The organism is Streptomyces sp. MCA2, from assembly GCF_023544705.1.
GTDB lineage: Bacteria > Actinomycetota > Actinomycetes > Streptomycetales > Streptomycetaceae > Streptomyces > Streptomyces decoyicus.
On sequence record NZ_JAMJFM010000064.1, the window covers coordinates 20,757 to 44,150 of the forward strand.

19 protein-coding genes and 1 pseudogene are annotated in these 23,394 nt (G+C 73.0%); 11 read left to right on the plus strand and 9 right to left on the minus strand.

Features of this window, described 5'->3' with window-relative positions; translation table 11 throughout:
- Positions 1 to 21: 21 nt before the first annotated feature.
- Together M8I34_RS35765 and M8I34_RS35770 are read right to left on the minus strand one after the other, a co-directional pair.
- Positions 22 to 1,107, minus strand: coding sequence for an S-(hydroxymethyl)mycothiol dehydrogenase (locus M8I34_RS35765; RefSeq protein WP_250056938.1), 1,086 nt, complete (start codon positions 1,105 to 1,107; stop codon positions 22 to 24).
- 262 nt (positions 1,108 to 1,369) lie between these two features.
- Positions 1,370 to 2,176 carry an IclR family transcriptional regulator gene (locus M8I34_RS35770; protein WP_250056940.1) on the minus strand — a complete coding sequence of 269 codons (807 nt, stop codon included), beginning with the start codon at positions 2,174 to 2,176 and terminating at the stop codon, positions 1,370 to 1,372.
- A gap of 161 nt (positions 2,177 to 2,337) precedes the next feature.
- Between M8I34_RS35770 and M8I34_RS35775 the strand changes: the two genes are divergently transcribed.
- Positions 2,338 to 2,667: a bifunctional 3-phenylpropionate/cinnamic acid dioxygenase ferredoxin subunit gene (locus M8I34_RS35775; RefSeq protein WP_250056942.1), complete on the plus strand. Its 330-nt coding sequence runs from the start codon at positions 2,338 to 2,340 to the stop codon at positions 2,665 to 2,667.
- Between the two features lie 161 nt (positions 2,668 to 2,828).
- On the opposite strand, the gene M8I34_RS35780 is transcribed toward M8I34_RS35775, so the two are convergent.
- Positions 2,829 to 3,380: a hypothetical protein gene (locus M8I34_RS35780; RefSeq protein ID WP_374211031.1), complete on the minus strand. Its 552-nt coding sequence runs from the start codon at positions 3,378 to 3,380 to the stop codon at positions 2,829 to 2,831.
- 204 nt (positions 3,381 to 3,584) lie between these two features.
- Here M8I34_RS35780 and M8I34_RS35785 point away from each other — a divergent pair, with 204 nt between their 5' ends.
- The 6 genes from M8I34_RS35785 (at position 3,585) to M8I34_RS35810 (ending at position 10,058) form a co-directional block, all read left to right on the plus strand.
- Positions 3,585 to 6,479: a nitrate- and nitrite sensing domain-containing protein gene (locus M8I34_RS35785; protein ID WP_250056946.1), complete on the plus strand. Its 2,895-nt coding sequence runs from the start codon at positions 3,585 to 3,587 to the stop codon at positions 6,477 to 6,479.
- A complete protein-coding gene (locus M8I34_RS35790) occupies positions 6,476 to 6,916 on the plus strand; it encodes a roadblock/LC7 domain-containing protein (RefSeq protein ID WP_053209948.1) in 441 nt (146 codons plus the stop codon). The genes M8I34_RS35785 and M8I34_RS35790 overlap by 4 nt, the downstream gene beginning before the upstream one ends.
- A 96-nt stretch (positions 6,917 to 7,012) precedes the next feature.
- Positions 7,013 to 7,426 (plus strand): DUF742 domain-containing protein, encoded by a 414-nt coding sequence (locus M8I34_RS35795; protein WP_030986423.1) that lies wholly within the window; start codon positions 7,013 to 7,015, stop codon positions 7,424 to 7,426.
- A 234-nt stretch (positions 7,427 to 7,660) separates the two neighbouring features.
- On the plus strand, positions 7,661 to 8,530 hold the full coding sequence (locus tag M8I34_RS35800; RefSeq protein WP_250056948.1) for an alpha/beta fold hydrolase: 870 nt from the start codon (positions 7,661 to 7,663) through the stop codon (positions 8,528 to 8,530).
- 78 nt (positions 8,531 to 8,608) lie between these two features.
- Positions 8,609 to 9,220: a TetR/AcrR family transcriptional regulator gene (locus M8I34_RS35805; protein ID WP_250056950.1), complete on the plus strand. Its 612-nt coding sequence runs from the start codon at positions 8,609 to 8,611 to the stop codon at positions 9,218 to 9,220.
- A 226-nt stretch (positions 9,221 to 9,446) separates the two neighbouring features.
- On the plus strand, positions 9,447 to 10,058 hold the full coding sequence (locus M8I34_RS35810) for an ATP/GTP-binding protein (RefSeq protein ID WP_030986418.1): 612 nt from the start codon (positions 9,447 to 9,449) through the stop codon (positions 10,056 to 10,058).
- Between the two features lie 72 nt (positions 10,059 to 10,130).
- Here M8I34_RS35810 and glpK read toward each other — a convergent pair whose 3' ends face one another.
- The 4 genes and pseudogenes from glpK to M8I34_RS35830 form a co-directional block, all read right to left on the minus strand.
- Positions 10,131 to 11,666, minus strand: a complete 1,536-nt coding sequence (glpK, locus tag M8I34_RS35815) for a glycerol kinase GlpK (RefSeq protein ID WP_250056953.1) — start codon at positions 11,664 to 11,666, stop codon at positions 10,131 to 10,133.
- A 107-nt stretch (positions 11,667 to 11,773) separates the two neighbouring features.
- Complete coding sequence (locus M8I34_RS35820; RefSeq protein ID WP_250056955.1) at positions 11,774 to 12,541, minus strand: MIP/aquaporin family protein; 768 nt, start codon at positions 12,539 to 12,541, stop codon at positions 11,774 to 11,776.
- A gap of 478 nt (positions 12,542 to 13,019) precedes the next feature.
- A complete protein-coding gene (locus M8I34_RS35825) occupies positions 13,020 to 14,198 on the minus strand; it encodes a lipid-transfer protein (RefSeq protein WP_308372751.1) in 1,179 nt (392 codons plus the stop codon).
- Positions 14,199 to 14,540: 342 nt separating this feature from the next.
- Positions 14,541 to 14,954, minus strand: a pseudogene (locus M8I34_RS35830) (Zn-ribbon domain-containing OB-fold protein); the annotation flags it as partial.
- A gap of 520 nt (positions 14,955 to 15,474) precedes the next feature.
- On the opposite strand from M8I34_RS35830, the gene M8I34_RS35835 reads away from it, so the two are divergent.
- The 4 genes from M8I34_RS35835 to M8I34_RS35850 all read left to right on the plus strand — a co-directional run bounded on the left by M8I34_RS35835 (position 15,475) and on the right by M8I34_RS35850 (position 20,020).
- Positions 15,475 to 16,371: an NUDIX domain-containing protein gene (locus M8I34_RS35835; RefSeq protein WP_250056975.1), complete on the plus strand. Its 897-nt coding sequence runs from the start codon at positions 15,475 to 15,477 to the stop codon at positions 16,369 to 16,371.
- On the plus strand, positions 16,368 to 17,471 hold the full coding sequence (locus M8I34_RS35840) for a molecular chaperone DnaJ (protein WP_250056957.1): 1,104 nt from the start codon (positions 16,368 to 16,370) through the stop codon (positions 17,469 to 17,471). Before M8I34_RS35835 ends, M8I34_RS35840 begins: the two co-directional genes overlap by 4 nt.
- Before the next feature lie 85 nt (positions 17,472 to 17,556).
- Positions 17,557 to 18,555: a hypothetical protein gene (locus M8I34_RS35845; RefSeq protein ID WP_250056959.1), complete on the plus strand. Its 999-nt coding sequence runs from the start codon at positions 17,557 to 17,559 to the stop codon at positions 18,553 to 18,555.
- Positions 18,556 to 18,613: 58 nt separating this feature from the next.
- Positions 18,614 to 20,020, plus strand: coding sequence for an adenylosuccinate synthetase (locus M8I34_RS35850; RefSeq protein WP_250056961.1), 1,407 nt, complete (start codon positions 18,614 to 18,616; stop codon positions 20,018 to 20,020).
- Here the strand turns inward: M8I34_RS35850 and M8I34_RS35855 are convergent.
- Together M8I34_RS35855 and M8I34_RS35860 are read right to left on the minus strand one after the other, a co-directional pair.
- Positions 19,950 to 20,795 (minus strand): M15 family metallopeptidase, encoded by an 846-nt coding sequence (locus M8I34_RS35855; protein WP_250056963.1) that lies wholly within the window; start codon positions 20,793 to 20,795, stop codon positions 19,950 to 19,952. The genes M8I34_RS35850 and M8I34_RS35855 overlap by 71 nt on opposite strands.
- A gap of 191 nt (positions 20,796 to 20,986) precedes the next feature.
- Positions 20,987 to 23,380 (minus strand): glycoside hydrolase family 31 protein, encoded by a 2,394-nt coding sequence (locus M8I34_RS35860; protein ID WP_250056965.1) that lies wholly within the window; start codon positions 23,378 to 23,380, stop codon positions 20,987 to 20,989.
- Positions 23,381 to 23,394 lie beyond the last annotated feature (14 nt).

Here is a 23,394-nt window from a genome sequence, read left to right on the forward strand (position 1 = left end):
GGCGGATCCGCAGGGGACGCCCTACACCACCACCACGGACCGCAGGACCTCACCGCGCTGCATCGTGGTGAAGGCCGGTTCGATGTCGTCGAGCGTGATCGTCTCGCTGATGAACCGTTCCAGGTCGAGCTTGCCGCTCAGGAACAGATCGATGAGTACGGGGAAGTCGCGGCTGGGCAGACAGTCGCCGTACCAGGACGACTTCAGCGCACCGCCGCGCGAGAAGAGGTCGATGAGCGGCAGCTCGATGCGCATGTCCGGTTCGGGGACGCCCACCTGGACCAGCGTGCCGGCCAGATCGCGCATGTAGAAGGCCTGCCGGTAGGTCTCCGGGCGGCCCACCGCGTCGATCACCACATCGGCGCCGTGCCCGCCGGTCAGCGCGCGGACCGCCTCGACCGGGTCCGTACCACGGGAGTTGACGGTGTCGGTGGCGCCGAACCGCTCCGCGGCGTCCAGCTTGCCGTCGTCGAGATCGACGGCGATCACCCGTCGTGCGCCGGCCCGGGAGGCGCCCGCGATGGCGGCGTTGCCGACGCCGCCGCAGCCGATGACGGCGACGGTGTCCCCGCTGCCCACCCCTCCGGTGTGGACGGCCGCGCCGTACCCGGCCATCACCCCGCAGCCGATCAGACCGGCGGCCTCCGGGCGGGCCGAGGGATCGACCTTCACCGCCTGCCCGGCGGCGACCAGGGTCTTCTCGGCGAAGGCGCCGATGCCCAGGGCCGCCGTCAGCTCCGTGCCGTCCAGCAGGGTCATGGGCTGAGCGGCATTGCGCGACGCGAAGCAGTACCAGGGGCGGGCGCGTCGGCAGGCACGGCACTGCCCGCAGGGCGCCCGCCAGGCCAGCACCACATAGTCGCCGGGCGCCAGGTCCGTGACTCCGGTGCCGACGGCCTCGATGACCCCGGCCGCCTCATGGCCGAGCAGGTAGGGGAAGGCGTCGCCGACCGCGCCGTCGCGATAGTGCAGATCGGTGTGGCACACCCCGCAGGCCTGCACGGTCACGAGCACTTCGCCCGGGCCGGGGTCGGGTACGAGGATCGGCAGCACCTCGACGGGGGCGCCCTTCTTGAGGGCGACGACGGCGCGGGCTTCGTGCGGCATGTCTCACTCCTAAAACAGCGCCTGCGGGGCGGCAGGGGCGGGTAGCACGCGTGAGGTGGCACGGATGCCTGTGAGGGGTTGGAGTGGTGCGCGGTGCTGAGAACCTGGGAGGGCGGGGTGCTGAGAACCTGGGAACGGTGACAGCGGTGGAGGACGGTCCACCCCCGTCGCCGTGTTGCCTATAGTGCGCCGGGTTGCGCTATAGGAGACATGCTGGAAGTCCGGTCAGGGATCCGTCAAGGGGGATTTTCCGCTACCGGGGTCAACCGGCGTACCCCATCCGGCGGGAGAGCTCCGCGGCCGCCTTCGCGGACCGCTCCGCGAGCTCCGGCAGCAGCTCATGCTCCATCCGGTAGGCCGGTCCGGAGACACCGAGCGCGCCGATCACCGCGCCGTCGTGCGCCCGCACCGGTGCCGCCACCGCGTTCAGCCCGATCTCCAACTCCTCGCTGGTGCAGGCGTATCCGTCCGCGAGCACGGCAGTGAGCTGCTGGCGGACACCGGCCGCCGTGGTCAGGGTGTTCTCGGTGAAGCGCGGCAGCTTGCGGGTCACCAGGGTCTCCCGGCGCTCCTTCGGCAGATGCGCCAGCAGGACCTTGCCACTGGCGGTGGCGTGCAACGGGGTGCGGCGGCCCAGCCAGTTGTACGCGGTGACCGCCGCGGAGCCCCTGGCCTGCATGATGTTGACCGCCGCATCGCCGTCCAGCACCGCGATGTTGGCGGTCTCCCCGGTGTCCTCGGCGAGCGCCCGGCACACCGGCTGGCCCTCCTGGGAGATGTCCAGCCGGATCGCCGCGGCGCCGGCCAGCCGCAGCACCCCGGCGCCCAGGTAGTACTTCCCGCGGTCCCGCTCCTGCTCCACCAGTCCGCGGTTCTCCAGCACCCCGAGGATCCGGAACGCGGTCGACTTGTGGACGCCCAGCTCCTCGGAGATCTCGGTGACCCCGGCCTCGCCCAGCTTGGCCAGGATCTCCAGCACGCTCACCGCACGGTCCACGGACTGGACGGATCCCGCCCCGCCGCGCCGTTCCTCGGACCGGTCGTCCGTCGTATCGCTCGTCTTCGACATGGGTCTTTGTGTCACCACCCGGTGGCCCCCGAGGGGCACGTCTGAGGGCATCTGCCGGGAAGCCCTTGACGGCCCGCTTCCCGGCTTGGATTCTGTTGCGCATCGCGCTCTGCGATGCGTTATTCAGAACACATGATACCGATCAGCGAGAGGGGGGCCAGATGATTCCCATCTGCCGCATCGAGGACCTGCCCGAGGGCGAGTCCGTACGGATCGAGATCGACGACGTCACGCCGGCCATCGCGGTCTTTCATGCCGAGGGCGGCTATTACGCCGTCGACGACACCTGTAGCCATCGGGACGCCTCCCTCTCCGAGGGCTGGGTCGAGGGCTGCTTCGTCGAATGCCCGCTGCATGCGGCCCTGTTCGACCTGCGTACCGGGGCCCCGGCCTGTCTGCCCGCCCGCAGGCCGGTGCGCACCCACGAGGTCAGTGTCCTGGACGGCATGATTCACGTACGGCCCGCCGTACGGGAAGAGGCGGTGGCGTAACCACCCGGTCACGGCGAGCGCGTCGTGACCGGCCCGGGCCGGGTGCGGTTCCCCGGTTCCCCCGGGAGGACGGACGGACCGAGGGGTCCGGCAGGCCAGGAGCCCTCCGGGGAGCCGCTCGTCCCGCCCGCCGGTTCAGCTCGTCCCGCCTGCCCGCCCGTTCAGGCGGCCGCCCGGTCGATCCCCGACGGGTTCTCCCGTGTTTCCCTGCGCTGCTGCCGGCGCGCCCGGCGCCGCTCCCGGCGCAGTTCCCTGGCCGTACTGCTGGGCTGCGACTGCACCCCGTTGCGCTGCACCCACACCTGTCGGGTCACCCAGACGTCCAGTACCGCCCACGTGGCGACCACGGTGCTGGCGACCGTGCTGAGCACCGCGGGGAACGCGTACCAGGAGCCCGCCAGGGTGCACAGGAACGCCACCATGGCCTGGGTCAGGGTGAGGGCCGCGATGATGACGGCACGCACCGCGGCGGTGCGCACCGGATCGGCCATCCGGCGCCGGACCGCCGGCTCCTCCTGCCACAACAGCTGTCTGCCGGTGTCCATGAACGCGTCACGCTCCCCGTACTCTCCCCGCATGTCCGACTCCTCGGTGGCTGCCCGGATGTGCCGGGTACATGCCCCTCGCGCCGCACCCTGTCCCCTTGCATGGTCACGTACCGGGACCACGCGGAGTGATCCGGGGTAGAGCAAAACCGGCCAACCGTCCGGCATCTTTGCCGCACGGGGAGGAGGTGAACCGGCCCACCAATGCGGGCGGGTTGTCCGGGAATCGGCGGACAACTCATGATGATCCCGCCCCGGCCGCTTCCCCGGCGTCACGACAGGCCTTCGGTTGGGTCACTCGACAGTAGTAGGCTCGCGCCGTTTGTTGACGGAACACCACCCCCGTGCGCCGGGGTTGACGTAGGGGAGGCCATGCGCTTTCGCGGGAAGTCGGTCCGCCGGAAGATCGTGGCGTTGCTGCTCGTACCACTGGTGTCCCTGATGTCCCTGTGGGCGTTCACGACCTATATCACCGGGCGTGAGGCGAACCAGCTGCTGGACGTCGGCAACGTCGTGAAGAATCTGGGCTATCCGGTCGAGGACGTCATCCAGACCCTCCAACAGGAGCGCCGGCAGAGTCTGCTGTACCTCGCCGACCGCCGCGGCGCCGACGCGCTCGACGCGCTCCACCGGCAGACCCGGGCCACCGACGAGGCCGTCAGCCGGCTGCGCGCCGACATCGACCTGCGCGATCTCCGCGAGGACCTGAGCGACGGCACCGGCGAACGGCTGACCGGCGTCCTCAAGGGCCTGGGCGCACTCGGCTCGCTGCGTGCCCAGGTCGAGGACAACACCGTCTCCCGCGACGAGGCCATGGAGAGCTACAACGCCCTCGTCGACCCCAGTTATGACTTCCTCGCCGCGCTCCATGCCCTGGAGAACGTGGAGATGGACAAGCAGGCGCGTGCGCTGGTCAACGTCACCCGGGCCCGGGAGGCGGTCTCCCGCGAGGACGCCCTGATGTCCGCGGTGCTCGCCTCCGGCAGCATGAGCAGGCGCGATCTGCGCGCGCTGTCCGACCGGGTCGCCGAGCGCCGGGTCCTCTACCGCACCAGCCTGCCCGCCCTGCCCGCCAAGGACCGCGGTCTCTACGCCGATTACTGGCGCTCCGCGAAGGCCCGCGAGCTGACCTCCTACGAGGACCGGGTGATCGCCGCCGGTCCGCAGGCCGGACCGCGTGCGGTCAACGCCGAGCGCTGGAACACCACGTCGCGCAAGGTGCTCGACGACCTCCAGCGGATGGGCAAGGACGCCGGGGACCGCTACCAGGAGCGTGTCGCCCCCGTCGCCATGAACGTCCTGCTCAAGGCCGCCATCGCCGGCGTCCTCGGCTTTGCCGCGCTGCTGGTCTCGGTCATCGTCTCGTTCCGCATCGGCCGCCGCCACGTCCGGGACCTGATCCGGTTGCGCAAGACCGCCCATGACGTCTCCGGCGTACGGCTGCCGAGCGTCATGCGCCGGCTGGCGGCCGGCGAACAGGTCGATGTGGAGACCGAGGCGCCCCGGCTCGAATTCGGCCCGGACGAAACCGGCCAGGTCGGCCAGGCGCTCCACACCCTCCAGCGGGCCGCGATCGAGGCCGCCGTCAAACAGGCCGAAATGCGTCGTGGGGTCTCCGAGGTGTTCGTCAACCTCGCCCGCCGCAGCCAGGTCCTGCTGCACCGCCAGCTGACCCTCCTGGACGCCATGGAACGGCGCACCGAGGACACCGACGAACTCGCCGACCTCTTCCGGATCGACCATCTGACCACCCGTATGCGACGGCATGCGGAGGGCCTGGTCATCCTCTCCGGCGCGGCACCCTCCCGGCAGTGGCGCAAGCCGATCCAGCTGATGGACGTGGTGCGTGCGGCGGTCGCCGAGGTGGAGGACTACGAGCGGATCGAGGTGCGCCGCCTTCCGCGGCTCGCGGTGGACGGCCCCGCGGTGTCCGACCTCACGCACCTGATAGCCGAACTCCTGGAGAACGCCACCGTCTTCTCGCCGCCGCACACCGCCGTGCAGGTCCTGGGCGAGCGGGTAGCCAACGGCTTCACCCTGGAGATCCACGACCGCGGCCTGGGCATGACCCCCGATCTGCTGCTGGAGGCCAACCTCCGGCTCGCCGAGACCCCCGAGTTCGAGCTGTCCGACACCGACCGGCTCGGCCTGTTCGTGGTCAGCCGGCTCGCCCAGCGGCAGGACGTACGGGTCTCCCTTCAGCCCTCGCCGTACGGCGGGACCACCGCCGTGGTCTTCATCCCGGGGAGGATCCTCACCGAGAGCACCGCCGGCGGCCGGGAGGACGACGACCCGGCGCCGGACGGTCTGCCCGGCGGCCCGGTCGGCAACGAACTGGAGCATGCGGCGGGCAAGTTGGCCGCGCTCTCCCAGGCACCGCCCCGCCGGGAGCGGCGCGTCCCGGCCGTCATCGACGGCCCGGTGGAACTCGAAGCGCCGCTCGGCCCGGACGAGCGGGGACCGGACGAGCTGGGCCCGGCCGACGACGAGGACGCTCTCTTCCGCAAGCGGGACCGCGGCCGCGAGCGGAAGGGGCCAGCCCCCGCCCCCGACGGCCCGGCCGCCGCCCCCCGTGCCATCGCACCGGTGCCGCCCGTCCCCGAGGGCGAGCAGCACCAGCAGACCCGCGACCAGGCACCCGGCGGGCTGGCACCGCTGCCGCGCCGCCGCCCCCGCCCGCCGGTGCTGGTCGCCGACCACGGCAGAACGGTCGACGACCGCGGCGCCCAGGAGCAGCGGGCAGCCGGGCGTCCCGGCTCCGGGCGTCCGCGCCCCGAGGACGCCGCGGCCCGGCCGCCGTCGTCCGCCGCGCCCGCGCCGCAGGGCCCGGCCCCGGACGGCCCGCAGCCCACCGAGGACCGCGAGCGGCCCGCGCCCACCACACCCACGGGGCTGCCCCGCCGGGTACGGCAGGCCAGCCTCGCGCCCCAGCTCAAGGCCGACCCCACCGGGCAGACCGAGGTGCAGGGGCGGAGCACGGCGGCCGAGGACGACCGCGACGCCGAGCAGGTCCGCGCCCGGATGGCCTCGCTCCAGCGCGGCTGGCAGCGCGGCCGCCGCGACAACGGCGAGGACCCGCGCGAGACCGCAACACCACGGGGAGAAGCCCCCGCAGCCGGCGAAGCGGCGGCTGCGGGCGGTACGGCCCCGGACACCACAGGACCGGACACCACAGACCCGGACGCCCGTGCCACCGCCACGCAGGACGGCCACGACACGGGCAGCACAGCACCACCAGGAACCACATCGGGAGGGGACGGTCCATGACCGCACCGAAGGCAGCAGCTTCCACCGCATCGGTCTCGGAGAAGGGATCCGGGGAGCTGAACTGGCTCCTGGACGAGCTCGTCGAGCGGGTCGGCTCCATCCGCAAGGCACTGGTCCTCTCCAGCGACGGGCTGGCGACCGGGGCCTCGAAGGACCTGACCCGCGAGGACGGCGAACATCTGGCCGCGGTCGCGTCCGGCTTCCACAGTCTGGCCAAGGGCGTCGGCCGGCACTTCGAGGCCGGGCAGGTACGGCAGACCATGGTCGAGCTGGACGAGGCGTTCCTGTTCGTCAGCGCGGCGGGCGACGGCAGTTGCCTGGCCGTACTGGCCGACGCGGACTCCGACGTCGGGCTGATCGCGTACGAGATGACGCTGCTGGTCAAGCGTGTGGGCACGCACCTGGGCACCGCGCCCAGGTCCGGCCTTTCCACCTGAGCACGACGACGGTGACGCCATGAGCGAGCGCGGCGAGCGAAGATGCGAGAGGTGCGCGCCGCGCGAATGCGAGGCCGAGCGAAGCGAGGTTTCGGCATGAGCGACCAGGACGGCCGGGCGGCGCGGGACCGGGACGCCGCCCGCTGGTTCGACGACGACGCGGGCCCTGTCGTCCGGCCGTACGCCATGACGCGCGGGCGCACCCGCACGGCCGCGGAGGGGCGCCTCGATCTGATCGCGCTGGTGATCGCCGAGAGCCGTGCGGAGGAGTCGGTCGACGACCGGACGCTGTCGCCCGAGCACATCGAGATCGTCGACCTGTGCCGCCAGGAGCCGCTGTCGGTCGCCGAGCTGGCGGCCGAACTCGACCTGCCGGTCGGCGTCGTACGGGTCCTGATCGGGGATCTGCTGGATGCGGAGCTGGTCCATGTCAGCAGGCCGGTACCGCCGGCCGAGCTGCCGGACGAGAAGGTGCTGCGCGAGGTGATCGACGGCCTGCGCGCGCTGTGACCCGCCGCCCTGCCCACCTGCCGCCGTCGCCGGGGCCCTGCTCCGCGACGGCGGCCACCGCTCGGCGGCCGGGCCCGGCCCCCGCCGCGGGACCGCCTCCGTCGGCCGCACGCGCATCCGCCGGATCGCGCCGTGGGTTCACCGGCCTCGCCGGTGAACCGGCCACGCGTGGCGGCGGACCGGCCCGCGGTACGGTTCCTGTTGAGCAACTGTCAACAGGAGGAGATCCGCGCCATGGCCACGGACGAGACCCCGGCCCCCGTCGAACACCTGGAGATCCAGGTCGGCCCGCACACCTATGACGCACTGGCCTGCGGCCCGGCCGACGGGGAGTTCGTACTGCTGCTGCACGGCTGGCCCGAGTTCGCCGACTCCTGGAGCGCCGTGCTCCCCGCCCTGGGCGCGGCGGGCTACCGTGCCGTCGCCGTCGACCAGCGAGGCTATTCGCCGCGCGCCCGTCCGCCCCGCATCGCCGACTACGCCGTGCCCGAACTCGTCGCCGACGCACTGGCCTTCGCCGATTCCCAGGGCGCGGGCCGCTTCCACCTCGTCTCGCACGACTGGGGCGGCATGGTCGCCTGGGCGCTGGCCGGCGCCCACCCCGAGCGGCTGAAGTCCCTGACCGTGCTGGCCACCCCGCACCCGGACGCGCTCAACCGGGCCGCCGCCGAGGACTCCGTCCAGCATCACCGTCTCGACTACGTCCGCTTCTTCCGCCGCGACGACGGCGCCGCGGAGGCCGCGCTGCTCGCCGACGACGCCGCCCGGCTGCGCGCCGCATACGCCGGCAAGGTGCCCGCCGAGCTCGTGGACGGCAACGTCCGCCGGCTCTCCGCCCCGGGCGCACTCACCGCCACGCTCAACTGGTACCGCGCCCCCGAGTCGGTCATCTCGGTACCCGCGGGCCGGATCACCGTGCCCACCCTCTTCCTGTGGGGCAGCGAGGACACCGCCCTGGGCCGTGGCGCGGCCGAGTCCACGGGGGAGTGGGTGGACGGCCCCTACCGCTTCGAGGCCCTGGAGGGCGCCAGCCACTGGCTGCCCGAAGAGGTCCCCGACGTGGTCACGCCCAAGATCCTCGACCACCTCGGCCAGTACGCCTGACACCGCGGCGGGCCGGGACACCGCGGCGGGCCGGGACCGCCCCGGTGCCCCGGCCCGCCGTCGCCGTAAACTGCGGGCATGCCCGGCAAGCGCACCACCCGCCTCACGCCCGACCAGCGCAGGGAGCAGCTGGTGGGCATCGGCCTGGAGATGCTCGCCGAGCGTTCCCTGGACGAGCTGTCCACCGACGAGGTGGCCCGGCGGGCCGGAATCTCCCGCGGGCTGCTCTTCCACTACTTCGACTCCAAGCGCGACTTCTACCGCGCGGTGGTCCGCGCCGCGTGCGACCGCTTCACCGCCGCGACGGAGCCGGACGGCTCGCTGGAACCGGTCGCCTGGATGCGGGCCTTCATCACGGGCTTCGTGGCGTACGTCCTGGAGCACCGTCAGGTGTATCTCGCCCTGGTGCGGGGCGCCGCCGGCAGCCATCCCGCGGTCACCGACATCGTCGGCGCGACCCGGGAGACCGTCGCCCGCCGGGTGCGCGACGGGCAGAAGCGGCTCGGCCTGCCGGACGCCCCCCGGCTCGAACTGGCCTCCCGGGCCTGGATGGCGTTCGCCGAGGAGGCGGTCGTCAACTGGCCCGTGCAGGAGCCGGACGCCCGCGAAGAGCTCTGCGCCTTCGTCGAATCCAGCTTCGTGAGCCTGCTCGGGCTGCTCGACCGGCCCGGCGTCCTCGCCGCGCGCTGAGCGCCGGCGGCTCCGCTCCACCCGCTTCCACTGCCCGTGCCGGCGCGCCCTTTTGGGCAGGTTGGCCACCTCTGACCCACGACGTCTCGCCGGCGTGACGCATCTCAAGTGGGCGCCGTGCCGAGCACGTTGTACCGTTCCCTTGCACCAGCTGCCCCGTGCGCCGACGCTCGGGTGCCAAGCGTGAGCTTCCCCCGTATATACGGCAATTCAGGAGAAGAATCCCATGGCCTTCGGGCGATCCGATCGCCGCCGACGGTCCGCCGCCGTCGAGCCGGTGACGCTCAAGATCCTGGTCGCGGGCGGCTTCGGGGTCGGTAAGACCACCCTGGTCGGTGCCGTCAGCGAGATCAAACCACTGCGGACCGAGGAACGGCTGACCGAGGCGGGCAGGCCGCTCGACGACCTCGACGGGGTGGAGGGCAAGACCACCACCACCGTCGCCATGGACTTCGGACGGATCACCGTCAACGAGGAACTGGTCCTGTATCTCTTCGGCACCCCGGGCCAGGACCGCTTCTGGTTCCTGTGGGACGAACTGGCACGGGGTGCGCTCGGCGCGGTGGTGCTGGCCGACACCCGCCGGCTGTCGGACAGCTTCGCCGCCATCGACTACTTCGAGCGGCGCGGGCTGCCCTTCACGGTCGCGGTCAACTGCTTCGACGGCGCGGACCGTTACCCGCCGGAATCCGTGCGCGACGCCCTGGACCTGGACCCCCAGGTGCCGGTGATGCTGTGCGACGCCCGGCTCAAGGACGACGCGCGGGATGTGCTGGTCTCCGTCGTCGAGCATGCGATGGAGGCCGGCGCCCGCCGCCGGGAGCCCGCGCTCCCCTGACGGGGCGCGGAAGTACGGCCCGTACCCCGCCGTCCGGGGTACGGGCCGTACGTCTGCGCGCCGCCGACGCGGCTAGCTCGCCGAACCGTCGTCGGCCAGCCAGCCGAAGCTCCGCTCCACGGCCTTGCGCCAGTTGGCGAACTCGCGGTCGCGGACCTGCGCGTCCATCCGCGGCGTCCACTCCGTGTCCCGCTTCCAGTGGGTCCGCAGCTCGTCCAGGTCCTGCCAGACCCCGGTCGCCAGACCGGCCGCGTACGCCGCTCCCAGACAGGTGGTCTCCGAGATCACCGGGCGGATCACCGGCACGTCCAGCACATCCGCCTGGTGCTGCATCAGCAGGTTGTTGGCGGTCATCCCGCCGTCGACCTTGAGCTGGGTGATCCGCACGCCCGAGTCCTGGAACATGGCGTCCACGACCTCCCGGGTCTGCCAGCTGGTCGCCTCCAGTACGGCGCGCGCCAGATGCGCCTTGGTGACGAACCCGGTCAGGCCGGTGATCACGCCGCGTGCGTCGGAACGCCAGTAGGGCGCGAACAGACCGGAGAACGCCGGTACGACGTACGCCCCGCCGTTGTCCGGGACGCTCGCCGCCAGCGGTTCGATCTCGTCGGCCGACGCGATGATGCCCAGCTGATCGCGGAACCACTGCACGAGCGCGCCGGTGATGGCGATGGACCCCTCCAGGCAGTAGACCGGCGCCTCACCGCCGAGCTGGTAGCCCATCGTCGTCAGCAGCCCGTTCTTGGAGGGGACCGGGCGGTTACCGGTGTTCAGCAGCAGGAACGAACCCGTGCCATAGGTGTTCTTGGCCTCGCCGACGCCGTAGCAGGTCTGGCCGAAGACGGCCGCCTGCTGGTCGCCGAGCGCGGACGCCACCGGCACCCCGTGCAGCTGCCCCACGGCCGTGCCGTACACCTCGGCCGACGACCTGATCTCCGGCAGGATCGCGGCCGGTACATTCATCGCCGACAGGATCGCCGGATCCCACTGGAGGGTGGAGAGGTTCATCAGCATCGTGCGGCCCGCGTTGGTCACATCGGTGACATGCACCCCGCCATCGGTGCCACCGGTCAGGTTCCAGATCAGCCAGGAGTCGATGGTGCCGAACGCGATCTCGCCGCGCTCGGCACGGGCCCGCAGCCCCGGTACTTCATCCAGCAGCCAGGCCGCCTTCGGCCCGGAGAAGTAGCTCGCCAGCGGCAGTCCGGTGGCCTCACGGAAGCGGTCCTGGCCGTCCGCCCCGCCGAGTTCGGCGCACAGCTGGGAGGTCCGGGTGTCCTGCCAGACGATCGCGTGGTGCACCGGCTTGCCGGTGGCCCGGTCCCACAGGACCGTGGTCTCCCGCTGGTTGGTGATGCCCAGCGCACTGAGCTGGTCCGCGCGCAGCCCCGCCTTGGCGAGCGCCCCCGCCACCACGGCCTGCACCTTCGACCAGATCTCGGTGGCGTCATGCTCCACCCAGCCCGGCTTGGGGAAGATCTGACGGTGCTCGCGCTGGTCGACGGCGACGATCGCGCCGCCGTGGTCGAAGATGATGCAGCGGCTCGACGTGGTGCCCTGGTCGATCGCGGCCACATATTTCTCGGTCTTCCCGGTTCGCTCCGTCATGCCGTCACGCCTCCTGAAGTCCTGGTGAGTGGGTGCAGCGGGCCCGGGCCGGTCGGGCGGACACCTCACGGCCGGACGCTTCTCTGCCGGACGCTTCTCGGCCGGTGTCAGAACGCCGCGTTGTAGACCAGGCCGGACAGCACCGCGCCGATCAGCGGCCCGGCCACCGGGATCCAGGAGTAACTCCAGTCCGAGGAACCCTTGTTGGGGATCGGCAGCAGGGCGTGCACCAGGCGCGGACCGAGGTCACGGGCCGGGTTGATGGCATAGCCGGTGGGCCCGCCCAGCGACAGCCCGATACCGACGACCAGCAGCGCGACCAGCAGCACATTGATCCCGGAGCCGTAGACGCCCACGTGCTCGCCGGGGACCCGGCCGATGCCGATGCCCTTGTTCTGGCCGAAGAACAGCAGCGGCAGCACCAGGCCGATGGTGGCGATGACCTCGGTGACGAGGTTGGCGGCCGGCTTGCGGATCTCCGGGCCGGTGGAGAAGATCCCCAGCGTCGGCTGGGCCTTGTCCTGCTCCGCGTTGGCGGCGAACTGCGCGTAGTACAGCGCCCAGGCCAGTACGGCCCCGATCGCCGCACCGACCATCTGCGCCAGGATGTACAGCGGCACCTTCGACCACTCGGTGCCGCCCGCGACCGCCGAGCCCAGCGTGACCGCGGGGTTGAGATGCCCGCCGGACAGCGGCGCCGCGGTATAGGCGCCGGCGAGGACGCCCATGCCCCAGCCGAAGGCGATCACGACCCAGCCGGCGCCCTTCGCCTTCGAGTAGTGCAGGGTGACGGCGGCGCACACACCGGCGCCGAAGAGTATGAGTATCGCGGTGCCGATCACTTCACCGACGACGATGTCCCCATTGGAATACATGGCGGCTCCTTGGCCCTCGCCCGGGGACGTCCCCCGGTCCTCCGTGCAGGGTGCGTGCCACCGGCGGGCAGCGGACAGCCGCTGCCACCCGGCCGGGGTGCCTGAGTGCGGCGATGCCGACTGGCATCCGGAAGTGTTCACCGGTGCTGAGGGGCCGTCAAGGTCGCGCACAGCAGAGGATGCGGAGACCGGCAGCGAGGGCACGGGTACCGTCCGTCGCCGTCGCCTGCGGGTGCGTGCTTCCTCCTACCGGGTGTGCACCTCCGCCTGACCGGGCGGGGCGGCGCCTGGTGGGCCTGCGTTGAGCGCTTCTGTTCCGGGGCCGCGCTCACGGCTCCCGTCCCGGGCTCGTGTTCACGGCTCCCTTTACGGGCTGGCGCTCACCGCCCCCTTTCCGGCCCGCCCTCACCGATTCCGTCTCGGGCCGGCGCTCACCGCTCCTGTTCCGGGCCCGCCCTCACCGCTCCCGCTCCCGCGTTCACCGCACCGCGACGACCGCCGACCCGTGACCGAACAGCCCTTGGTTGGCGGTCACGCCCACCCGGGCGTCCGCCACCTGCCGCGTGCCCGCCTGCCCTCTCAACTGCCGGGTCAGCTCGCAGACCTGGGCAATGGCCTGGGCCGGGACCGCCTCGCCGAACGAGGCCAGACCGCCGCTGGCATTCACCGGCAGCCGCCCGCCCAGCGCCGTCGCCCCGTCCCACAGCAGCTTCGCCCCCTCGCCGGGGCCGCACAGCGCCAGGTCCTCGTACCACTCCAACTCCAGCGCGGTGGACAGGTCGTAGACCTCGGCCAGCGAAAGATCCTCGGGGCCGATCCCGGCCTCCTCGTAGGCGGTGTGCGCGATCGACGCCCGGAAGCCGGTCTCCGGCGGCGGTACGGCGGCCGCGGAGTCGGTGGCGATGTCCGGCAGGTCCAGCAGGGTCCGCGGATACTGCGGGGTGGCCGTGGAGACCGCGCGAATCCGGACCGGATCCGTGGCGCCGTGCCGGCGCGCGAACTCCATGCTGGTCAGAACCAGTGCCGCGGCGCCGTCGGAGGTGGCGCAGATGTCCAGCAGCCGCAGTGGATCGCAGACCACGGCCGACGCCGCGACCTCCTGCAAGGTGACCCGCTTGCGGTAACGGGCGTACGGATTGGCCGCGCCCGCCGCGGAGTTCTTGACCTTCACCTGCGCGAAGTCGTCGGCCGTATCGCCGTACAGCGCCATCCGGCGGCGTGCGTACAGGCCGAAGTACGCCGGGTTGGTGGCCCCCAGCACCCGGAACCGCAACCAGTCCGGGTCGTCGGGCCGGTCGCCGCCCGCCGGGGTGAAGAAGCCCTTGGGCGCGGCGTCGGCGCCCACCACCAGGGCCACGTCCGCCATCCCCGAGAGGATCTGTGCCCGTGCGGCGCCGATGGCCTGTGCGCCGGACGCGCAGGCCGCATAGACGCTGGTCACCCGGGCGCCCTGCCAGCCCAGCGCCTTGGCGAAGGTCGCGCCCGCCACATAGCCGGGGTAGCCGCCGCGCACCGTGTCCGCGCCGACGACGCTCTGCACGGCGCGCCAGTCGAGCCCGGCGTCGGCGAGCGCCTCCCTGGCCGCCTTCGTGCCGTACTCGACGAAGCTGCGCCCCCACTTGCCCCAGGGATGCATACCGGCGCCGAGCACCGCCACATCGCGGGTCGCGGTGCTTCCTGGGCTCCCCCCTACCCGCCGCCCACCCGCACCTCCAGTTTTTTCCCCGCCGCCCACCCCCCTTCGGGGGGTGGGCGGGTGTAGTGATGCGGTTTCCCCACCGGGGGCGACGACTTCGGCTCCAGGAGCGGTGGCTTCCCCTCCGGGAGCGGCGACTTCCGCTTCTCGGGTGGCGACTTCCGCTCCGGGAGCGCCGCTTTCCGCTTCGGGGGCGCCGCCTTCCACTTCGGGGCCGGCGACGTGTACGGGCGGGGTGCCGGGCTCCGCCTCGTGCGTGCCGGACCGCCGCGCGGCACGCTCCGGCCCGGCCTCCCGCTCACCCCCACCAGGCCGCCAGTGCCACGTCGTCCAGGTGTGCCCGTCGCCCTCGTTGAGGATCCCGGGTACCAGCTCGACCTCCGTGCCCACGGTGAGCTCAGCGGAGCGGACGTCGGGTGCCGCCTGCCCGAGGACCACCATCCGCTCCTCCGCCAGCTCCACTGCGACCAGGAGGTACGGCTGCCACTCGGCGTCCGGATCGGAGACGTAGGGGGCGGGCGGGCGATAGCGCGCGTCGGTGTACGACCAGACCGTGCCGTGCCGGGACAGCGGCACTTCAGCCAACTCGTCGCCTCCGCAGGCGGGGTTGCGGCAGAACGCGTCCTCGCGGGGGAAGAACACCGCGTCGCAGGCCCGGCAGCGTGTCCCCAACAGCCGGAAGTCTGCCGCGTCCGGATCGAACCACCCCGGCACCACCGGCTTGTGCGTATGTGCCACAGATCCTCCCCGACCGCAGACCAGCAACCACAGAACTGACGGACCGAACCAAGAACTGACGGAACGTCAGGAGTGTGGCACGCTGCCGCTCCGTGCGGAACCCCGGCACAGCCGCCGGGCGATCAAGCCGTTCACGAGGGGTGCCCGTGGCCGAAGCCGCCCGCGCCGACGCCCGTCCGGACCGTGAACCCGCCACGCCTGCCGTACCCGCCACCTCGGCCGCCCTCGACCCCTCCGGCTCCGGCAAGACGCCCTGCTGCGCCCGATCGCCGCCCCTGGCAGGCCCTGGGCGCGTCACCGTGTCACCGCTCCCTCGCCCCTCTGGACGCCGTCATCGCCCGATGCTATGTTGTGCTCATTCCGAGAAAGACTCGGAGTGAGAACAACATCGGGGGCGGCTGTGACCACGGAGCGGCAGGGCAACGGGAGCGGCGCCGCGCAGGACGGCGGCGGCGACAGTGCATTCCTCGCCGCCTACGACCCGCGAGAGTTCCCCGCCATCGCCGTGACCGTCGACATCGTCGCGCTGACGCTGCGCGCGGGAGCCTTGCACGTCCTGCTCGTCGAGCGCGGCGGCCGGCCCTTCCAGGGCGCCTGGGCGCTGCCGGGCGGATTCGTCCGCGCGGGACGGGAGTCGCTCGATGCGGCCGCGGCCCGCGAACTCGCCGAGGAAACGGGGCTGGACGCCACGCAGCTGGAGCGCGTCCACCTCGAACAGCTCGGGTCGTACGGCGATCCCGGGCGCGACCCGCGCATGCCGGTCGTGACCGTCGCCTACCTGGCCTTCGCGCCCGATCTCCCCGAGGCCCGGGGCGGCGGCGACGCCTCGTCCGCGGCCTGGGTCCCCGTCTCCGCGCTGGATCTCGGCGGCCGGTGCGAGGGCTGCGCGGAGACGCAGGGCCCCGAAAGGGTGACTTCGCAGACTTTCGCCGAACCGGACGCGGCCCGGCCGCGTCCCCCAGAGCAGGGTCCGGGGCACGGGATCGACGGGGGTGGTTCCGTGCCCCGGCCCGCCGACGACACCGCGGCGGAGGGGAATCCCGGCCCGCAGACCCTCCGCCCGCTCGCCTTCGATCACGCCCGCATCGTCGCCGACGGACTCGACCGCGCCCGCGCAAAGATCGAGTACACCCCGCTGGCCACGGCGTTCCTCGCGGAGGAATTCACCATCGTCGAGCTCCGCGGCGTCTATGAATCCATCTGGGGCAGCCCGCTGCACGCCGGGAACTTCCACCGCAAAGTGCTCTCCGTCCCCGGCTTCGTGGAATCCACCGGCGCGACGGCGGCCCGTGGGGGAGCCCGCGGCGGTCCGCGCGCCCGCCTCTACCGTGCGGGCGACGCCCGTCTGCTGCATCCGGCGCTGCTGCGCCCCGACCGGGAGGAGAGCGTGCGATGACCCCCACGGCCGCGGACGCGCCGCGCACCCGCGCCGCCGCCCGCACCGCGCTGGCCGCCGCCCGCCGCCCCGCGGACCTCTTCCCCGACGACACCGCCGCTGCCGCCCGGACCTACCGCAGACTCGCCCGGCTGCTGCACCCCGACACCGCACCGGCCGCCGAACGCCCGCACGCCGAGGCCGAGTTCGCCCGCCTCGACGCCCTCTGGCAGCAGCACACCGCCGCCACCCGCCCGACCCTGACCACCCGCCGCCGCACGTACACCCTCGGCGCGACCCTGGCCACCGGTGACCTCGCGGTGCTCCGTGAGGCGTCGTACGAGCAGGACGGCACCCGGCACCGCGCGCTGCTGAAGATCCCGCGCGCGGTCACCGACAACGACCTCATGGAGCGTGAGGCCCGGGCACTGGACCGGCTGGCGCGGCACGGCGACCGGCGCCACCGTGCCTATGCACCCCGCCTGCTGGAGTCCTTCCGCCACCGTGAAGCCGGCACCGGCAGCGAACGCCGCGTCAACGCCCTCGTGCCGCTCGACACCGTCGTACCGTCCGACACCGTCGTACCGTCCGACACCGTCGTACCGTCCGGCGGCTTCCACACCCTCGCCGAGGTCCACGACGCCCACCCGGACGGACTCGACCCGCGCGACGCCGCCTGGATGTGGCGCAGACTCCTGACCGCCCTCGGCTGGGCACACCGCGCCAGCCGGGTGCACGGCGCCGTACTCCCCGAACACGTCCTCATCCACCCCGGGCTGCACGGCCTGGTCCTCGTCAACTGGTGCTACAGCACGGCCCTCGGCGACCGCGTCCCCGCGCTCGTCGAACGCCACCGTGCCGCCTACCCGCCCGAGGTCACCGGCGGCTGCCCGGCAACCGAGGCCACCGACATCCACCTCGCCTCCCACACCATGGCCACCCTCATGGGGGAGCGCACCCCGAAGCCGATGCGGGCGTTCCTGCGCGGCTGCACCCTGCCGGCCGAAACCCGCCGTCCGCACGATGCCTGGCAACTGCTGGCCGAGCTGGACGCGCTCCTCGACCGCCTCTACGGGCCCCGCACCTTCCGCCCGTTCACGATGCCCACACCGCATCCGTGAGCCGTGCCGGGCGCGCCGCCCCGTACGGGAGCGCGCCGCACCTCTCTCCACCACACCACCCGCCCACCACACAGGGGGAATCACCATGGGCAGCGGAACCTGGTCCACCGACGTCTACGGCGCCGCGGCGCACTACCGCGCCGCCGCCGGCACCAGCGCCTTCGACTACAGCGACAGTGTCACCACCTCGTCCCCGCGGCACACCTGGACGGCGCACCCCTCGCTCGACCCGAAGGGCCTGGCCACCCGCGAGAGCCGCGACTCCGACGAACACCCCGCCTCGCTCGCCATCTCCGTCCTCTTCGACGTGACCGGGTCGATGCGCGCGGTGCCGCGGGCGCTTCAGGCCAAACTTCCCGAGCTGTTCGGCCTGCTGCTGCGCAAGGGGTACGTCGAGCACCCGCAGATCCTCTTCGGGGCCGTCGGCGACGCCACCTGCGACCGGGTACCGCTCCAGATCGGGCAGTTCGAGTCCGACAACCGTATGGACGACGACCTCGGCAACATCCTCCTGGAAGGCGGCGGAGGCGGCCAGATGACCGAGTCCTACGAGCTCGCCCTCTACGCCATGGCGCGCCACACCAGCATCGACTGCCACGAGAAGCGCGGCCGCCGCGGCTACCTCTTCCTCATCGGCGACGAGATGCCCTACGGGAAGGTCAAGGCCCGCGAGGTCCGCGCGGTCTTCGGCGACGAGCTCACCGAAGACCTCCCGCTCCCCTCGGTCCTCGCCGAGGTACAGCGGAAATTCGATGTCTACTTCATCGTCCCGGCCGGTGCCGCCCATGTCGGCAACACCGCCGTCCTGCGCACCTGGCGCAAGCTCCTCGGCCAGAACGTCATCGAACTCGACGACCTCGGCGCGGTCTGCGAAACCCTCGCCCTGACCGTCGGGCTCGGCGAGGAAGCCATCGACCTCGCCGCCGGACTCGACGACCTCGCCGACGTCGGCTCCGACGCGGGCGGCACCGTCGGCAAGGCGCTGGCCACGCTCGGCCGCGGCCGGGGCACCGTCGCGCACTCCACGGCACCCCTGCTCGACACCCCCGGCGCCCCCGGACCGGGCGGCACCACCCGCCTGTGACCCTCGGGGCCCCTGCGAACCTTCGAGCCCCTGTGCCCCTTCGGAAAGAGGAACCTCCGTGCACACCATCGTGGTCGATCTCGGCTACGGCGACGCGGGCAAGGGCACCGTCGTCGACCGGCTCTGCGTCCCCCGGCCGGACGCGGCGCCGGTCGCGGCGGTGATCCGCTTCAACGGCGGCGCCCAGGCGGCCCACAACGTCGTCACCACCGACGGCCGCCACCACACCTTCGCCCAGTTCGGCTCCGGCACCTTCAGCGGCGTCCCCACCCATCTGTCCCGCCTCATGCTGGTGGACCCCCTGGCGCTCGCCACGGAGGCCCGGCATCTCGCCTCGCTCGGCGTCCCGGACCCGCTCGCGCTGCTGACCGTGGACCGGCGCGCCCGCCTCACCACGCCCTATCACGCGGCCGCCAACCGGGCCCGGGAGCGCGCCCGCGGCACCGCCCGGCACGGCTCCTGCGGCATGGGCATCGGCGAAACCGCCGCCTACGCACTGGCCCACCCCGCCGACGCCCTGACGGCCGGCGACTGCACCTCCCGTACGGCCCTGCGCCGCAAGCTCACCCTGCTGCGCGACCGTCTCACCGCCGCGGTGGGCCCGCTCGACGCACCACCCGTTGAAGCCTGCCTGGACGCCTGCACCGCCTTCGCCGACCACGTCACGCTCGTCGACGAGACCCATCTGCCCGGCCTGCTGCGCCGCGGCCCGGCCGTCTTCGAAGGCGCCCAGGGCGTCCTGCTGGACGAAGGGCACGGTTTCCACCCCTACACCACCTGGTCCACCACCACCTTCGACGGCGCCGAATCCCTCCTCGCCGAGGCCGGCCGGCCGCACACCGCGCTGCGCCTGGGCGTCGTACGGACCTATACGACCCGGCACGGCCCCGGCCCGCTCGTCACCGAGGACCCCGCCCTGGCAGCCGCCCTCCCCGAGCCGCACAACGGTCACGGCCGCTGGCAAGGAGCGTTCCGCGCCGGCCACTTCGACGTTCCCGCGCACACCTACGCCCTCGCTGCCTGCGGGGGAGTGGACGCCCTCGCCGTCACCCATCTCGACGCCCCGGCCCGCCACCGTGCGCTGCGCCTCGCCCACGGCTACCGCACCCCGGACGGACCCATGGACCGCATCCCGGCCGCGCGGCCGGGCGACCTCCGCCACCAACAAGCGCTCACCGAACGCCTGTTGAGCGCCTCCCCGGACGTCTGGCAGACGCCCGGCAGCGACCCGCACGCCTGGACCGACGCCCTCTCCACCGCCTTGTCCGCCCCGGTCCTCCTGGAGTCCTACGGCCCGACGGCGGCGGACAAGGCAGGGCCGTTGGCAGGGCCGCCGGGAGGGGCACTGGCAGGCCCGCCGACAGGGTCACTCGCCGGGCCGCCGGCGCGGGCGGTCAGTGCCGGACGAGCGACCGCCGGGCGACCGGGAAGTCGAAGTAGGTGTCCGGAAACGTCTCCGGCGTGAAGGTGTAGTGCCACCACTCGGGCGCGTAGTTGACGAAGCCGGCGCGCTCCATGCCGTTCTTCAGCAGCAGCCGGTTCGCCCGCTGCGCGCCCTTGATCCGTGGGTCGAGGGTGTGCGCCAGGGTGTCAAAACAGTCGAAGCCGGTTCCCATGTCCAGTGAGTTGTCCGGGAAGCGGGCCGCTTTCGGGCCGTAGCAGGACGACAACGGCTCCCCGGGGACGTACGGACGGGTCGGCAGGGCCGGCAGCCGCACCAGCGTCAGATCGAGGGTGCTGCCCCTGCTGTGCCCGGACTTCTCCGCGATATAGCCGTCCCGGAAGAGCATCGACTTGTCGACCCGCGGATAGAACTCGCCCTTCATCCGCTGGTCGCCGAGGTCCTTGGCCCAGGCCACGAAGTGGTTGACGGCGCGCTGCGGCCGGTAGCAGTCATAGACCTTGAGGGAGTATCCGCGGCGCAGGAACGAGCGCTGCGCCCGGTGCAACGCCCGTGCCGCGTCCCGTGTCAGCAGGCACATCGGCGCCCGGTAGCCGGTCACCGGCACCCCCATGAAGGTGTGCGGGGTGACGTAGCGCATCTCCTGGATGATCGTGGGATCCACGTCCCGCAGGGCGACGAACTCCCGCGGCGCCTTGGGGTCGTTGGCCGGATGCGACGACGGTGCCGGGCGGTGCGGGAGAGTGCCCGCCGCCGCACCCGGAGGGACAGCGGCGACGGCGATCAGTGCGGTGGCAGCGGCAGCAAGGCCGCGCAGCGCGGCAGCAAGTCTCGGCATGGCCCCCGTTTACCAGCCACGGCGGCCGGAGGGGAAGACCCGCCGCACCACCGGTCCGCCACGGCAACCGGCCCAACTACGCGCCGCGCCCGCCCCCTTCCGCCCCGCTGTATTACCGTCCGTCACGCCGCCTGCCCAGGTACGCCCCCGCCCGGCCCGGACCGGCTACCCCTCCGCCCGGCCCGGCCCGGCTACGCCTCCGCCCCCTCCGCCAGCCCCCGCACCCGCACCGGATACCCCACCGCGCCCCCGTCCCGCCGCTCCACGACCACCCGGGCGCCCTCCCGCCGCGAGAGGAAGCGCTCGACGGTCGGCCGCTGCCAGCCGTCCCCGGCGTCCGGCACCACCAGCCCGCTGCCCCCGCGGCCGGGCACCGGCGCCCACACCTCCAGCTCCGTCCCGCCGTCCGCCCCCGTCACCGGCAGCACCGCCCCGGCCCGTGCCAGCACCGGAATCCGCGACAGCGGCGCTTCCACCCACACCTGCCCGGGGCCGTCGTACGCCCGCCCGCTCGCGGTGTCGTACCACCGGCCGCGCGGCAGCCGCACCGGCCGCCGGGTCACGCCGGCCGCCAGTACCGGCGCCACCAGCAGCGCATCCCCCAACAGAAAGGCGTCCTCGCAGTCCCGCAGCGCCCGGTCCCGCGGCGTGCTCCACCACACCGGCCGGACGTACGGGGCCCCGGTCAGCCGCGCCAGCTGCCCCAGCGTCTCGAAGTACGGCAGCAGCCGCTGCCGTTCGTACAGCGCCGTACGGGCCGCTTCGAGCACCTCGGTCCCGTACTCCCACGGCTCCCGCCGCCCCGCCCCGAACGCCGAATGGGTACGGAACAGGGGCATACAGGACCCCAGTTGGAACCACCGCAGATACAGCTCCGGGGACGGCACCCCGGAGAACCCGCCGATATCGGGACCGCTGTACGGCACCCCGCACAGCCCCAGCCCCAGCACCAGCGACAGCGAAGCGCGCAGCCCCGGCCAGCCCGTCGCCACATCGCCCGACCAGCTGCCCCCGTAGCGCTGCATCCCCGCCCAGCCCGAACGGGAGAACAGGAACGGCCGCTCGGCCGGCCGCAGTTCGCACAGCCCCTCGAAACCGGCCCGTGCCATCGCCAGGCCATAGACGTTGTGCGCCTCCCGGTGGTCGCCGCCCCGCCCCTCCAGCGCATGCCGTGCCGAGCGCGGCAGCGTCCGCTCCCCGAAGGCGGCAAAGGAGACCGGCTCGTTCATGTCGTGCCAGAACCCCGAGAAGCCCTGCGCCAGCCGCTCCGCGTAGAGCGCCCCCCACCACTTGCGGGCCCGCGCATCGGTGAAATCCGGGTACACCGACTCGCCCGGCCACACCACCCCGCGGACCTCCCGCCCCTGTGCGTCCCGGACGAAGGCGTCCGCCGCCGCCCCGCCCTCGTAGACCGCGTCCCCCGGCTCCGCCTTCACCGCCGGATCCACGATCGACACCAGCCGTGTCCCGTCCGCCCGCAACTCCCGCGCCAGACCCGGCAGATCCGGATAGCGCTGCCGGTCGACGGTGAAGACCCGGTGCCGGTCGTAGTGGTCGATGTCCAAATGGACCGCGGACAGCGGAAGTTCGCGCTCCTTGTAGCCCGCCACCACCCGGCGCACCTCGGCCTCCCCGCCGAAGCCCCAGCGGGCGTGCTGATATCCCAGCGCCCACTGCGGTGGCAGCGCGGGCGCCCCGGTCAGCGCCGTCCAGCCCTGGAGCACCCGGGCCGGGGTGCCCGCCAGCACCCAGTAGCGCAGCGGTCCGCCGTCCATCCGCAGCTCACAGGTGCCCGGCCGGTCATGACCCGAGCCCGCGCCCTCCGCGCCCTCGCGCAGCGTCACCCGGCCGTCCCAGGAATTGTCGTGGAAGACCAGATGCGTACCGGCGTCCGCCACCACCAGCTGGACGGGCATCGTCAGCGACAGCGGATCGTCCCCCGGACCGAAGGCGCCACCGGGATCCGTGTTCCACAGCCGGTACGCACCGTCCCGCAGCCGCGGCCCGTGCGCCCGGCCGCCCAGCCCGAAGAACCGGGCATCGGCCGCGACCTCCGCCCGCTGCACCCAGCGCGCGGCACCGCCCTCCGGCCGCCCGCCCGCACCCTCCGCGGCTATGCCCTCCCACCAGCGCGGCGGCAACTCCCGCCGCAGCACCGCCCCGCCGGGCGTCCGCACCTCCACCGCACCGTGCCGGGACACCACCACCAGCACCCGCTCGGAGACCACCCGCCAGCCGCCGTCCGTATCGGGCTCCAGCACCACCCGCGCGTCCACTTCGGGACACGCCCCGGCCAGTGCGTACGACGGCTCCGGCTCGGCACCGTCCCAGCCGCAGAACACCGCACCGCCCGCGGCGACCCGCACCCGCAGCGACGACCGGGCGAAGTGGATCACTCCGCCGCCCGGCTGGGACTCCGCGCCGCGCGCCGCGCCCGGGACCCGTGCCCGCTCGGCCGTGCGGCGCGGCAGCGCCAGCGCATCCGCCCGCCGTGCCCGCCACGCCGTACGCACGGACCGTAGCCCCTGCGCCGGCCCGATCGCCTTGATCATCCGTACCGACCGCACCAGATCCCGCCCGTCCATGCCGGTCAGCCTGC